General features: G+C 65.6%; 7 protein-coding genes and 1 pseudogene. 4 read left to right on the top strand and 4 right to left on the bottom strand.

Annotated features, from left to right (window positions below; all coding sequences use genetic code 11):
• Positions 1–56: 56 nt before the first annotated feature.
• Entirely contained in the window at positions 57–2,213 is a 2,157-nt protein-coding gene (locus tag G9408_RS11380; RefSeq protein ID WP_210423352.1) for an acylase, read from the bottom strand.
• Positions 2,214–2,417: 204 nt separating this feature from the next.
• On the opposite strand from G9408_RS11380, the gene G9408_RS11375 reads away from it, so the two are divergent.
• The 3 genes from G9408_RS11375 (at position 2,418) to G9408_RS11365 (ending at position 8,154) form a co-directional block, all read left to right on the top strand.
• Positions 2,418–3,932, top strand: coding sequence for a leucyl aminopeptidase (locus G9408_RS11375; RefSeq protein WP_235957762.1), 1,515 nt, complete (start codon positions 2,418–2,420; stop codon positions 3,930–3,932).
• A 165-nt stretch (positions 3,933–4,097) separates the two neighbouring features.
• A complete protein-coding gene (gene clpB, locus G9408_RS11370) occupies positions 4,098–6,677 on the top strand; it encodes an ATP-dependent chaperone ClpB (protein ID WP_168454136.1) in 2,580 nt (859 codons plus the stop codon).
• Between the two features lie 22 nt (positions 6,678–6,699).
• The gene (locus G9408_RS11365; protein WP_168454135.1) at positions 6,700–8,154 is read left to right on the top strand and encodes a tetratricopeptide repeat-containing sulfotransferase family protein; all 1,455 of its coding nucleotides are present in this window, start codon (positions 6,700–6,702) and stop codon (positions 8,152–8,154) included.
• 34 nt (positions 8,155–8,188) lie between these two features.
• Here the strand turns inward: G9408_RS11365 and G9408_RS11360 are convergent, their stop codons facing one another.
• Positions 8,189–9,442, bottom strand: coding sequence for an aspartyl/asparaginyl beta-hydroxylase domain-containing protein (locus G9408_RS11360; RefSeq protein ID WP_168454134.1), 1,254 nt, complete (start codon positions 9,440–9,442; stop codon positions 8,189–8,191).
• 59 nt (positions 9,443–9,501) lie between these two features.
• On the opposite strand from G9408_RS11360, the gene G9408_RS11355 reads away from it, so the two are divergent.
• A complete protein-coding gene (locus tag G9408_RS11355) occupies positions 9,502–10,527 on the top strand; it encodes a hypothetical protein (protein WP_168454133.1) in 1,026 nt (341 codons plus the stop codon).
• A gap of 443 nt (positions 10,528–10,970) precedes the next feature.
• Here G9408_RS11355 and G9408_RS11350 read toward each other — a convergent pair whose 3' ends face one another.
• Together G9408_RS11350 and G9408_RS11345 are read right to left on the bottom strand one after the other, a co-directional pair.
• Positions 10,971–13,799: a TonB-dependent receptor domain-containing protein gene (locus G9408_RS11350; RefSeq protein ID WP_328804447.1), complete on the bottom strand. Its 2,829-nt coding sequence runs from the start codon at positions 13,797–13,799 to the stop codon at positions 10,971–10,973.
• A gap of 118 nt (positions 13,800–13,917) precedes the next feature.
• A pseudogene (locus G9408_RS11345) lies at positions 13,918–14,024 on the bottom strand (IS5/IS1182 family transposase); the annotation flags it as partial.

The following is a 14,024-nucleotide window of genomic DNA, read 5'->3' as shown; positions in this document are numbered from 1 at the left end:
GCGACCGCGTGCCGGACGGCACTGTATCAGGGGTTTAGGACAGCCCTTCGCGGCTTTCAAGGCCGATAGAAGCGCGCCCCGCTGGCCTTCAGCGCCGCCGGATCGAACAACACGGGTTTCAGCCGGTGCCGCACGAACAGCGGCGCCTGATCATTATAATGCGGGCTTTCGGGCCGCGTTGTCGCCGATCCGAACGGCTGGATCGATTCCGAGCGCACCTGGCCCGCCGCGTCCCAGGTCACGAACATGATGAAACTGTCGCCATGGCGCACTTTCAGCCGCCCGTCGGGCTCGGCGTCCCACAGCGTCGAGGCGCGGACCGTGTCGTTGCCGCCGTCGAGCGGCAGGTCGATCCGCGACGCGCCTTCGCCGTGACGCAGCCGCAGCACGGTCCCGAGCTTGGGATCGAGCCCGCCGAAATGTTCCTGCAAATGCGCCACCGTTTCGGCCAGCACGGTGCGCGGATCGGGACCGGCGCGGCGCTGGTAATGACTGCCGTTCGCGGGGCGCAGCACCATCAGCGCGAGCGCGTCGCCCTTCCCCTTGCCGTCGAGGTTCCAGTCCCAGCGGCGGAGCAAATTCTGCGCCGCGACCAGCGCCGGATCGTCCTTCACATTCAGCGCGAGCAGCCGGTCCATCCACGCCTTGGCGTAACCCGACCGTGCATAGGCGGTGTCATATTTGATCGCCTTCAGCCGCGCCTCGTCGATCTGCCCCGATGCTTCGAACAGCTCGATCAACCGCGTCGCGCGATTGGTCATATCGTCCTCGACCCCCAGCAGCGGCGAGAAAGCCGCCGCGTCGAGTTCGTCGCCCGGGCCCGCCGCGACCCACGGCGTGTTGTTGGCGTTCATGACATAGCCCGAGCGTGGATTGACCAGCGCCGGAACGCGATCGAACGGCAGTGTCTTTGTCCACAGCGCCGCCGAGCGATCGCCCGGCAATATGCCGCGCCAGTTGAACCCGTCGGGCCGCTCGGGGAACATCGCGTTATAGAATAGCCCGATATTCCCCTTCGCATCGGCATAGATGAAATTGGTCGCGGGGACGCCCTGCCCCGCCATCGCGGCGCGCCACGCGGCAAAATCCGTTGCCTTGTTGAGCCGGTAATATTGGGTGACCATCGCCGCCTGGTCGATCCCGGCATAGCGAATGGCAAAGGCGCCCTTGTCGTTCTTGACCACGGGGCCGTGGATCGATCGATAGACGGTGCGCGGCACCGGCAGCACGAACGGGCCGAATTTGACCTTCAGCCAGACGCGCTTCCGTTCCAGCGGCCGCCAGGCGCCATCGTAGCGATATTGCTCGCCGCTCTCGTCGAGCACCAGCTTGTACACGTCGATCAGGTCGGGACGATTGACCGTGTTCGTCCACCCCAGATATTTGTTGTGCCCAAGGAACGGATAGGGCGAGCCGGGGAAGTTGGCGCCCGCAAAGTCCCAGCCTTCCTCGCTATGGACGACGAGTTCGTACCAGGCGACGCCGCCCGTCCATGGCTGGTGCGAATTCGACACCAGCCGCGTCGCGCCATCGGTCGAGCGCGCGGGCGCGACCGCCATCGCATTCGATCCGTTGCTGGCGGGATCGCTGCCGACCGGCGTATCGGCGCGCGGCACGATCTTCCCCGTCGCGTCGAGCGCGGGTCCGCCCTCGCGGTGCATATCCTTGCCCTCGACCAGTTGGCCGAGCACCGAATCGAGACCGAAAAAGAAGGGCGAGCGCAGCACGAAACCCGCGACCACATCCTCGCCGGTCACCGGGAACAGTCCCGACAAGCGCACCTCGTCCGGATGCTTGTCTGCATAATGATTGAGCCCCGCGGCATAGGCGGTGAACAGCGCTCGCACATCGGCGGGCAGCCGCGGCCAGTCGCGTACTGTCGTCGCGCGCACGTCGAGCAGTGCCGCGGCATAATCCACCTTCGCGCCATCGGCGCCCAGCATCGCCCCCGCGCGCCCGCGCGTCATCGCCAGCACTTCCTGCAAGGTCGCAAAATCATCCTCGGCATGCGCATAGGCCACGCCATAGGCGACGTCGGCGTCGGTCTTGCCAAAGATATGCGGCACCCCGAACTTGTCGCGCGCGATGCGGACGTCGGCAGGCTTGTAGGCCGGTGCGGCGGGCGCTTCGGCAGTCAGCGGTTCCCATAGCGCCAGCGACGCGGCGGTAACGACGAGCAACAGCAAAAATCCCAGCAAAATCCGTCGCAACATCTCTGGTCCTTTTCATGCGCTCGATCCGCGCCTGTCTGACCGCCATGTCGTCCGATGGCAAGCAACTGTCGTTCGTCGAGCCGAATTTGCGATCAGGCGCCACTTGGCTATGCAGGGCGCCATAACTTCAAACGGGGAATTTCCATGAATCACAAAAGCCTGCTTCTTGCCGCGTGCCTTTCATTCGCTTTGGTCCCGCCCGCTATGGCCCAAACGGTGACCGGGTCGGGCGTGATCCCGGCGACCGCCAGCAACAGCGCCGAACGCGCAATCGGCTTTGCGGCGAGCGCCCCGGCAAGCGGCGCGCTCGTCATCGCGATGACCGACGCGGCGCTGCCGCCGCTCGACGGGATCGCGCTCGGCGCCGCCGAACGTCAGGCGGTGACCGCCGCGATCGCCGCCGCGACCTTCGACGGCAAAGCGGGATCGACGCTGTCCCTGCGCGGGATCGGCACCTATTCGCGCATCCTGCTGGTCGGCACCGGTGCCACCCCGACCTCGCTCGCGCTCGCCGAAGCAGGCGGCAAGGCGGCGCAGGAACTGAAAAGCGAAGCCCAGCCGGTGACGATCGCCGGCGCGTTCGGCGATGCGTCCGCCGCCGATGTCGCTTATGGCTTCGCGCTCGGCCAATATCGTTTCGACCGGTACAAGACGGTCGACAAAAAGGCACCGCCGAGCGGCGCCGTGACCGTCGTGGGCGCCAATCCGGCTGCGGCCGAAGCCGCCTTCAACGGGCGCTGGAAACCGCTGGTCGATGGCGTCCGCCTGTCGCGCGACCTCGCCAACGAACCCGCGAACATCATCTATCCCGAAAGCTTCGTCGCCCGGGTGCGCGAAGCCTTTGCCGGAACCGCCGGGGTCAGCATCGAGGTGCTCGACGAAGCCGCGATGCGCAAGCTCGGCATGGGGACGATCGTCGGGGTTGGCCAGGGCAGCCCGCGCGGTTCGCGCCTGATGCTGGTGCGCTATCGCGGCGCCAATGCCCCCGCCGCGCCGATGGCTTTTGTCGGCAAGGGGATCACCTTTGATTCGGGCGGCATTTCGCTGAAGCCCGGCGCGGGCATGTGGGACATGAAGGGCGACATGTCGGGCGCCGCCTCGGTCATGGGCGCCGTCCTCTCGCTCGCCAAGTCGCGCGCCTCGGCGCATGTCGTCGGGGTCGCGGCGCTTGCCGAAAACATGCCCGACGGCAATGCTCAGCGCCCCGGCGACGTCACCCGCACGATGTCGGGCAAGACGATCGAGATGCTCAACAGCGACGCCGAAGGGCGCCTCGTCCTCGCCGACGCCAATGAATATGTCGCACAGGCGTACAAGCCGCGCGCGATCGTCAATATCGCGACGCTGACCGGCGCGATCGTCGGCGCACTCGACGATCAATATGCCGGGCTGTTCGCGCGCGACGAAAAGCTCGCCGCCGCGCTGCTCGCCGCCGGAACCGCGAGCGGCGAGGAAGTGTGGCGGATGCCGCTGCACAAAAATTATGCCGAAAAGATCAAGTCGGACATCGCCGACATTCGCAACATCGCGCCAAGCCAGGGGCCGGGCGCCAGCATCGGCGCGCATGTCATCGGCTATTTCGTCGACGAAGCGACGCCGTGGGCGCATCTCGACATCGCCGGGGTGAACCAGGCCGACAAGGCATCGCCGCTGGTCCCGAAGGGAATGAGCGGCTTTGGCGTGCGCCTGCTCGATCAAGTGGCGCGCAGCGGGGAATAGCAATCTCCAATCCCGTTCGTGTCGAGCGAAGTCGAGACACCGCGAAGTCGGACGCTGCCGATGCGCGTCTTGACCTCGCTCGATACGAATGGGAACTGGCCAACAACCCCTTGTGTTGCCAAATAGCAACACTATCTTGCAGGACAAGAAAGGGGCTTATTTCCCATGAACCTCGAAAAATTCACCGACCGCGCCAAGGGCTTCCTGCAAGCGGCGCAGACGATCGCGATCCGCATGAACCATCAGCGGATCAGCCCCGAGCATATCGCAAAAGCGCTGCTCGAAGACAGCGAAGGCATGGCCGCGGGCCTGATCACCAAGAGCGGCGGCGATGCCGCGCGCGCGGTGCAGGGCATCGACGCGCTGCTCGCCAAGGTTCCCGCGGTGTCGGGATCGGGCGCGCAGGCCACTCCCGGCCTCGACAATGACGCGGTGCGCCTGCTCGACCAGGCCGAACAGGTCGCGACGAAGGCAGGCGACGGCTATGTCACTGTCGAGCGCCTGCTCTTGGCGATGGTCCTGTCGGCCGCGACGCCCGTCGGCAAAGCGTTTGCCGACGCCGGGCTCAGGACCGATGCGCTCAACAGCGCGATCAACGAGCTGCGCGGCGGCCGCGCCGCCGACACGGCGACCTCCGAAGACCGCTATGACGCGCTCAAGAAATTTGCCCGCGACCTCACCGAGGTTGCGCGCGAAGGCAAGCTCGACCCGGTCATCGGCCGCGACGAGGAAATCCGCCGCACGATCCAGATCCTCGCGCGCCGCACCAAGAACAACCCGGTGCTGATTGGCGAACCCGGCGTCGGCAAGACCGCGATCGCCGAGGGGCTGGCGCTGCGCATCGTCAACGGCGACGTTCCCGACAGTCTGAAGGACCGCCGCCTGCTGTCGCTCGACATGGGCGCGCTGATCGCGGGCGCGAAATATCGCGGTGAGTTCGAGGAACGCCTCAAGGGCGTGCTCGACGATGTGAAGGCCGCCGAGGGCGAGATCATCCTGTTCATCGACGAAATGCACACGCTGGTTGGCGCGGGCAAGGGCGAGGGCGCGATGGACGCGTCGAACCTGCTCAAGCCGGCGTTGGCGCGCGGCGAACTCCATTGCATCGGCGCGACGACGCTCGACGAATATCGTAAGCATGTCGAAAAGGATCCCGCGCTCCAGCGGCGCTTCCAGCCCGTGTTCGTCGGCGAGCCGACGGTCGAGGATTCGATCTCGATCCTGCGCGGGCTCAAGGAAAAATATGAGCTGCACCACGGGGTGCGGATCACCGACGGCGCGATCGTCGCCGCTGCGACGCTGTCGAACCGCTATATTTCGGACCGTTTCCTGCCCGACAAGGCGATCGACCTGATGGACGAGGCCGCGAGCCGCATTCGCATGGAGGTCGAATCGAAGCCGGAGGAAATCGAAACGCTCGACCGCCGGATCATCCAGATGAAGATCGAAGAGTCGGCGCTCGGCAAGGAAAGTGATGCGGCGTCGAAGGATCGACTGGCCACGCTTCAGGCCGAACTCGCCAACCTCGAACAACAGTCCGCCGAACTGACCCAGAAATGGCAGGCCGAAAAGGACAAGATCCACGCCGAGGCGAAGATCAAGGAAGAACTCGACGCCGCGCGTTCGGCGCTCGAGCAGGCGCAGCGTGCCGGCGATCTCGCGAAGGCCGGCGAGCTCAGCTATGGCACCATTCCCGGGCTCGAAAAACAGCTCGCCGATGCCGAGGCCGCGGCGGGCAACGCCATGCTGCGCGAGGAAGTCACCGCCGACGACATCGCCGCGGTGGTCAGCAAATGGACCGGCATCCCCGTCGACCGGATGATGGAAGGCGAGCGCGAAAAATTGCTCGGCATGGAAACGACGCTGACCCAGCGCGTGATCGGTCAGGACGAAGCGGTGCGCGCCGTGTCGACCGCCGTGCGCCGCGCGCGCGCGGGCCTGCAGGATCCGCACCGTCCGCTCGGCAGCTTCCTGTTCCTCGGCCCCACGGGCGTCGGCAAGACCGAGCTCACCAAGGCGCTCGCACGCTTCCTGTTCGACGACGACAATGCGATGGTCCGCATCGACATGTCTGAATTCATGGAAAAGCACAGCGTCGCGCGGCTTGTCGGCGCGCCTCCGGGCTATGTCGGCTATGAGGAGGGCGGCACGCTCACCGAAGCGGTGCGCCGCCGCCCCTATCAGGTGGTGCTGTTCGACGAGGTCGAGAAGGCGCATCAGGACGTGTTCAACATCCTGCTCCAGGTGCTCGACGACGGGCGGCTGACCGATGGGCAGGGGCGCACGGTCGACTTCACCAACACGCTGATCATCCTGACGTCGAACCTCGGCAGCCAGGCGATCGCCGCGCTGCCTGACGACGCGCCGGTCGAACAGGCCGAACCCGCGGTGATGGAAGTCGTGCGCGCGCATTTCCGGCCCGAGTTCCTGAACCGGCTCGACGAGATCGTGCTGTTCAACCGGCTGGCGCAGCAACATATGGGCGGTATCGTCGACATTCAGGTTGCGCGGGTGCAGAAATTGCTGACCGACCGCAAGGTGACCCTCGCGCTGACCGACGCGGCGCGCGCTTGGCTTGGCCGGGTCGGTTATGATCCCGTCTATGGCGCGCGCCCGCTCAAGCGCGCGGTGCAGAAATATCTGCAAGACCCGCTTGCCGATCTGATCCTGAAAGGCGAAGTGAAGGACGGCTCGACGATCCAGGTCGACGAAGGCGACGGCGCGCTGAAACTGACGCCGACATAAGGGCGGCGCAGGAGCGGTTGGCGTGAACGACGAGTGGGCGCGGCTTGACGCTGCGGCAGGGCGAAGCATCGCGCAGGGGCGCCACGCCGACGCCGCAGCGCTGCTGCGGCAAGCGCTCGTGCTCCGCCCCGATCACGCCGACGGCTGGTTCAATCTCGGCTATGTGCTGCGCCAGACGCGCGCCTATCCCGACGCGCTGAGCGCTTATGCCGAAGCGCTGCGCCTGGGGATCGGCGGCGCCGAGGCGGTACACGTCAACCGCGCCGCCATCCTGTCCGAGTATATGGAGCGCACCGACGAAGCCGCGGCCGAATTGCGCGCCGCGCTGGCGATCAATCCCGGCTTCTTGCCCGCCTGGCTCAACCTTGGCGGTCTGATGGAAGATGTCGGCGACGCCGAAGCGGCGGCGGACGCCTATGCCGAGGTGCTGCACCGCGCCCCCGGCAATGGCCGCGCCCGCGCGCGCCTCGCGGCGATCCGCGTTCACCGGGGCGACACCGCCGCCGCGATCGGCGACCTTGAGCGCCAGTTGCAGAGCGGCGCCGACAGCCAGGACGACGCTGCCGAACTCTTCTTCGCCTTGGGCAACGCGCTCGATGCCGCCGGGCGTTATCCGGAAGCCTTTGCGGCGATCACGCAGGCGAACCGGATCAACGCGGCGCTACGGCCGCCTTCGCGCCGCTACAATCCGGACCGGCTGGAGTGCCTCGTCGATGATCTGATCGCGGCTTTTCCCGCGCGCCCGCAAGGTCCGCCGACAACCGATGGCCCCGAAATGCTGTTCATCTGCGGCATGTTCCGCTCGGGATCGACGGTGATCGAACAATTGCTCGGGCGACATCCGTTCGTCAGGATCGGCGGCGAGCTGGAGCTGATCCCGGCGCTGGTTCACGAACGCCTGATGCCCTACCCCGCGGCGCTGCAATCCTTGGACGCCGACGCCAAAAAAGATCTGCGCGACACCTATCTGGCCGCGGTTGCTGCAAATTTTCCCGGCGCCCGCTATGTCACCGACAAGCGGCCCGACAATTTCCTGCATATCGGGCTGATCAAGACCCTCTTTCCCGACGCGCGGATCCTGTGCACCGAACGCGCCGCGCTCGACAATATCCTGTCGATCTATTTCCTGAACTTTGCCGACACGATCAACTATAGCGACCGGCTGGAGGATGCCGTTCATTATTTCGGTCAGCATTGTCGGCTGATGGCGCATTGGCGGGCGATCTTTGGCGACGATGTTGTCACCGTTTCGTACGACCAGCTGGTCCGGACCCCCGATCAGGTGCTCGCGGCAACGTGGCGCGCGTTTGGTTTGCCGCCGATCGACCCCACCGCCCCGCAAGGCAGCGCCGCACCGGTCATCCGCACCCCCAGCAATTGGAAGGCGCGATCGGCGCTCCACGCGCAATCATCGGGGCGATGGCAAAATTATGCCGCCGAACTGGCGCCGGTCATCGCGGCGCTCGACCGGGTTTAGCAGCGCTACCGCGACCGATCGTCAGGCGACGCGATCAGCCGGCCTGACTGGCGAAGAAGTCGACCAGCAACGCCTGTTCGCGCGATGACAGATGGGGATTCCACACGTCGAAGATCAGCACCAGGCGGTTCTCGTCACTGCGATTGATCGCTTCATGTTCGATCGTGTCGTCGAACGCAAACGCCTCGCCCTCGACCCATTGCCGCGTCTCGCCGCCGACGCGGAATTCGCAGCCCGGCGGCACGACGAGCGGCAGGTGGATGATCGCGCGCGTGTTGGTGACCCCGGTATGCGGCGGAATATGCGCACCGGGGCGCAGCATCGAAAAAAAGGCCGAAGGCGCCTTCCCCGGAATCGGTGCCAGCGGCGCCCGCGCCAAGGCGGCGGCGGTTGCCGGGCAACGATCCAGAACGCGCTGGTTCGGGACGCCATATTCCCACAGGAAACAGGCGGTCCAGTCGAGCGACTGATCGAGCGGCGACCATTTGCTTTCGGGCGCGCCCTCTTCCATCCGCACATAGGGACGCAGATCCTCGCCGCCCTGTTCGATCAGCGCCAGCCCCTCGCGGCGGATATCCGCCGTCGCGGCCTCCAGCTCGGCAAACCAGGGGAACAGCCGCTTGTCGAAAAACTCATCGGCGGGCAGGAAGGGATAATAGAGCCCGTGACACTCGTTGCGATAGGTGGTGCCGCGCCCCAGGACGATGTCGAGACAGCGGTTGAACCGGCGCATGTCGGGATCGGCGGCGCGATCGGCGCCGAACAGGGCGTCGTAACGATCGCTGAGCTTCCCCGCATGCGTAGCCATAAAGGCCTCACCCTGCCGGATCACGTCGAGCACGGGTTGCGGCGGGTTGCTGATCTGACGACCGACCTGGATCACCGCCGCCCAGGCCAGCACCGCATCGCCCTCCGTCCCGGCGCGCTGTTCGAGTTCCGCCTTGCGAAACAGGGCGGTGAATTGAAAGCGATCGGCGGCCAGCGCGCGATCGAGCGCGGCGCGTTCGCCGGGCACGTCGTCCAGCGCGCGCCGCGCCGTCGCCAGGTTGATCCACAGGATCGGCTCGCCCGGATCGGCAGCGGCGGCCAGCTTGAAAAGATCCGACGCCGCGTCCCAATTCTGATCCTGCAAATGATGCATCCCGCGCGCGTTTAACAGTTGCGGGTCGTGCGGCGCCAGCGCGAGCGCTGCGTCGAGATGGCGCAGTTCGGCGCCGCGATCGCCGCGCCGCCGCGCGTCGCTGAAGGCGGCCAGGTGTTGCTGGACTTTGTTGGCTTGCTCTGTCACCGTGACGCCTAATCATAGGTTCAAATCGAGCGCAAGTGCGGCGGGATTAGAGACGGATCATGGCCGACAACATCCTGGCCAGCCCAGCGGCATTGGGGGCCGAATGGCTGGCGCACCGGTTCGATGAAGCGACCGGGACGATCCGCTTCGTCGACTATGATCGGCAAACGCGCGCCGCCGTCCCCTTTCTGACCGACGACCATCTGCCGCGCCGGGATTTTCGTTCGATGACGCGCGACGAGGCGCGCGCGATCGGTCAGACGGCGCCCGTTCATTTCATTTTTCACTCGGGATTCTGTTGCTCGACGCTGCTCGCCGCCTGCCTCGATCGGCCGGGTCTGGCGAGCGGCCTGAGCGAACCCGTCATCCTCAATGATATCGTCGGATGGCGGATGCGCGGCGCGCCGCCCGAGGCGATCGGCCCGCTGCTCGCGGACGCGCTGCGCCTGCTCGGGCGGCCCTTCCCCGGCGATCAGGCGGCGGTGGTCAAGCCGTCGAATGTCGTCAACGGGCTGGCGGCGGCCATGCTGGTCATCCAGCCGCAAGCGCGCGCGATCGTCATGCATGCGCCGCTCGACGATTTCCTGACATCGATCGCGAAAAAGGGTCTCGACGGGCGCCGCTGGGTGCGCGAATTGTTCGTGAAGTTGCGTGCCGAAGGACGCGTTCAGGCGTTGGGCTTCACCGACCTCGATTTTCTGGGCCAGACCGATCTGCAGATCGCGGCGATGGCGTGGCTGGCCCAGCAGTCGTTGTTCAGCAGCCTGATCCTTGGCGCCCCCGGCCGCGTTCGCACCCTCGACAGCGCCGCGTTCATGGCCGCGCCCGACGCGGCGCTGCACCATGCCGCGGCGCATTTCGGCCTGACCCTCGATCCCGCCGAGCTCGCCCAGATTCTCGCCGGGCCGCTGCAACGCAATTCGAAGGACGGCGCGCGCTATAGCGCGGCCGACCGCGCGGCGGATTATGACGCGAGCCGCGCCGCGCATGGCGACGAGATCGCCAAGGTCACCCTGTGGGCACAGGAGGTCGCGCACGCGGTTGGTATCGACACCACGCTCGGCGCACCGCTGATCGCCCAATAGCCCAGCGTTTCGGCGCAAACATCCGGCCAGCGGCCCCGGCGATCATGGCCCGCCACCGTCTTGGGACATAGCGCCACGCGGGCCACCGCGATCGACGCGAACATCGATCCGAACCACCGGTACCGACGCTGCCGCGCCAATGGCGCTCGATATTGTGCCTAGGGTCTGTCCTGCTCAGGCTGAATCAAGTCGCCGTAGCCCTGAGCTTGTCGAAGGGCGCTTATCGGCGAGAAGCGCCCTTCGACAAGCTCAGGGCTACGGATCAATTTGAACAGGAAAGACCCTAGGCCACCCCCGCCAAAACGGCCGGAAGGATCGCGGACGTGCGCGCGACGGTTATCCGCAGCGCATCGTCGGCACCTCGCCACCCGGCTTGGCCATCAGACAAAAGAAAAGGGCGGGCCGCACGCGACCCGCCCTTTCCTGATTTGCGTCTGAAGCGATTAGAACTTCAGGCGTGCCGTGGCGCTGTAACGGCGACCGATCACGTCGTAGGTCGACGGATAGGTGTTGCCGCTGTTGGCCGAGGTCGTGCCTGCGTTGCCGCCAAGAAGCGGCGGCTTCTTGTCGAGCAGGTTGAACGCGGTCAGCGTCAGGTCGAAGTTCTCGGTCACCGAGAACCGCGTCGTCAGGTCGAAATAATCATACGCCTTGATACGGTTCAGGTTGATCGGCTGGCCGACGATGTCGGGGAAGCGCGTGGCATCGCCGCGCACGAACCCGGTACAGCCGTTGGCGGTGACGCCCGGGCCGCAGAGGTTGCCGGCCTGCGAGCGGAAGCTCGACATGTGGCGCCACAACAGCGACACATCGACGCCGTCAAAGCCGAGCGTGGTACGCATCGTCCACGACCATTTCGGCTGCAACTGACCCTGGGCGATACCGCAGTTCACGCTGTAAACGCCGGCACAATTCGGGAAGTTGGTCACCGTTTCCGACGCCTGGAAGGTCGCCTTGCGGGTGTGGTTGCCCGAGAAGTTCAGCGTCAGGTCAGCAAAACCGATGTCGCGCTTGTAGTTCGCGATCAGGTCGAAACCGTCGGTGAACAGGATACCCGCGTTGCTGAGCGGCGCGGGCAGACCGCCCGTCGTCGCCGGCGAACCGCTGAGGCGACCCGTTGCCGGGTTGCGGCGGATAGCCGTACAGGCCGGGTTGGTCGCCGAAGCGGCCGACAGACCGGTAAAGCAGGCGGCGATGATGTCGCCCGGCAGCGGTGCGGTGATCGCGTCCGTAACCTTGATGCGGTAGTAGTCGAGCGACAGCGTCAGGCCGGGGATCAGGCCGCGCGGCGTGAACACTGCGCCAACCGTCAACGTCTTCGCCGTTTCCGGGCCGACGTTCGGGTTGCCACCGGTGGTCACGTTCGCCTGACCTGCGGCCGGCTGCTCGATGAAGCCGATCGAAGCTGCGGGCGCACCCTGGGCAAGACAGACAGCGGTCAGATTGGCGTTGCCAATCGGCGCTGCGCCGGCGCAGGGGTCGGTCGCAAGGTTGGTCAGCTGCACGTTGAGCGGCGCGAACAATTCGCCGATGTTCGGTGCACGAACGGCCTTTTGATAGTTCGCACGGAACTTCAGCGCGTCGACCGGTGCCCAGTTGACGCCGACCTTCCAGCTCGTCGGGCTGAACTTCGGGTTGCCCGGTGCGTCGACCGAGTAACGCGAGTAGCGAATGCCGCCTTCGACCGTCAGATCGTCGAAGAAGGGCTTGTCGCTGACGAGCGGCACGACCAATTCGGCGAACGCTTCGGTGCTGTCATAGGCGCCCGAGAACGGACGGACCGCGCCGCCTGCACCGCCGAGCTCGCCCGGAACCTGTGCAAGGTTATCGGGACGCTGCGCAGCGTTATACTTGCGATATTCGCCGCCAAGCGCGAACGACACTTCTTCGCTCGCCCACGGCGATCCGAAACCGGCCGAACCCGACAGCACGCCATGCACCTGCGCCAGCGACGCATATTGCTGGATCGAGCTGGTGATGCCGCCGATGAACGCACCCATTTCCGGGGTGATGCTGCCTTCCGGACCGAACAGGTTCAGCGGGACGCAGCCGTTGGCCGGGTTGGTACAGGCGGTGGTGCTGGTGGCAGCCAGCGCCTGGACAACGCGCGAACGCGAAACGTAGCCGCGGCGGGTTTCGGTGTTTTCCGATTCGCCATAGGCACCGTAGATGTCGAACGAGATATTGTCGGTGATGTTGAAGGTCGCACCGGCCTTGATGTCGAAGATGTTGGTGACATATTCCGACAGACGCGGCCCGAGTTCCACCGAGCGACGATAGACGGCGCCGAGCGGGATTGCTGCGTTGGTGTTACAGGCCGCACCCAGCGCGATACCGGCAAAGCCGCAAAGCTGGTCGCGAATGCCGGCCGGCAGATAGGGGTTGTTGCCGTTGATCGTCAGCGCTTCGCCGAAGATACCCGACGACGCGATTTCGGTCTTGACGGTGTTCTTCGAGAACAGGCCGCGACCATAGACGGTCACGCTGTCCGAAACGTCGTAACGACCTTCACCGTAGAAGTTGAAGCGTTCGTAGGGGGTGATGTAGATGTTCGCCGGGTTGAAGTTGTACAGCGAATATTGCGGCACGAGGCTCAGGCCATCGGCGCTGACCTGGCGGTTGCCGGCCACGCCGGTGATGCCGAACGAGGTCGGGGTCGCGGTCGGCGAGTCGCCACCGCAGAAGCCCGACAGCGAGTTGAGCACGCACTGGCCGAAACCGCGCGAACCGAACAGCAGCTTGTCGGCTTCGATGTAACCGATCGAGATCACGGCGTTACCGCGGCCATCGTCGAAGTTCGCACCGATCACCAGGTCGGCGCGGAACAGGTTGGCGTCGCCCTGTTCGCTGATCTGCTGGGTCGCCGAAAGGTCGATACCGGCAAAGTCGCGCTTGGTGATGAAGTTGACGACACCGGTCACGGCGTCGGCACCATAGGTGGTCGATGCGCCGCCGGTCAGAACGTCGACGCGCTCCACCAGGGCAACCGGGATGTTGTTAAGGTCGACCGCGCCGAAGAAGCTCGACGGCACGAGGCGGGTCGAGTTCAGCATGACGAGGTTACGGTTGGCGCCCAGGCCGCGAAGGTCGACGCGCGCCGAACCCGCCGAACCGTTGTTGACGTTCGAACCGAGGTTGGGAACGATGCCGGGGGTTTCACGCAGCAGCAGTTCGGCGCTGGTGGCCTGACGCAGCTGGATTTCGTCTTCGGTGGTGACGTTAACCGGCGACGACTGTTCGAGGTTGGGGTTACGGATCAGCGTACCGGTCACGACGATTTCGCCGCCGGTCGTGGTACCATCTTCTGCGGCGTCCTGCGCATAGGCAGGAGCCGAAACCAGGGCGACGCTCAGTACGAGCGGCGCAGCGCCTAGGGTCAGGACTCATTGATCAGAGCCAGAAGATGACGGTTGCGGCGAGAGCCACGGCAGATAAGAAGGCCTTCGGGCACCGATCGTAGCGCGTCGCGACGCGTCTCCAGTCCTTCAGGCGGCCGA

This window comes from Sphingopyxis microcysteis, from assembly GCF_012274265.1.
In the GTDB taxonomy this organism is placed as follows: domain Bacteria; phylum Pseudomonadota; class Alphaproteobacteria; order Sphingomonadales; family Sphingomonadaceae; genus Sphingopyxis; species Sphingopyxis microcysteis.
This window is presented reverse-complemented; position numbering and strand designations above follow the sequence as displayed.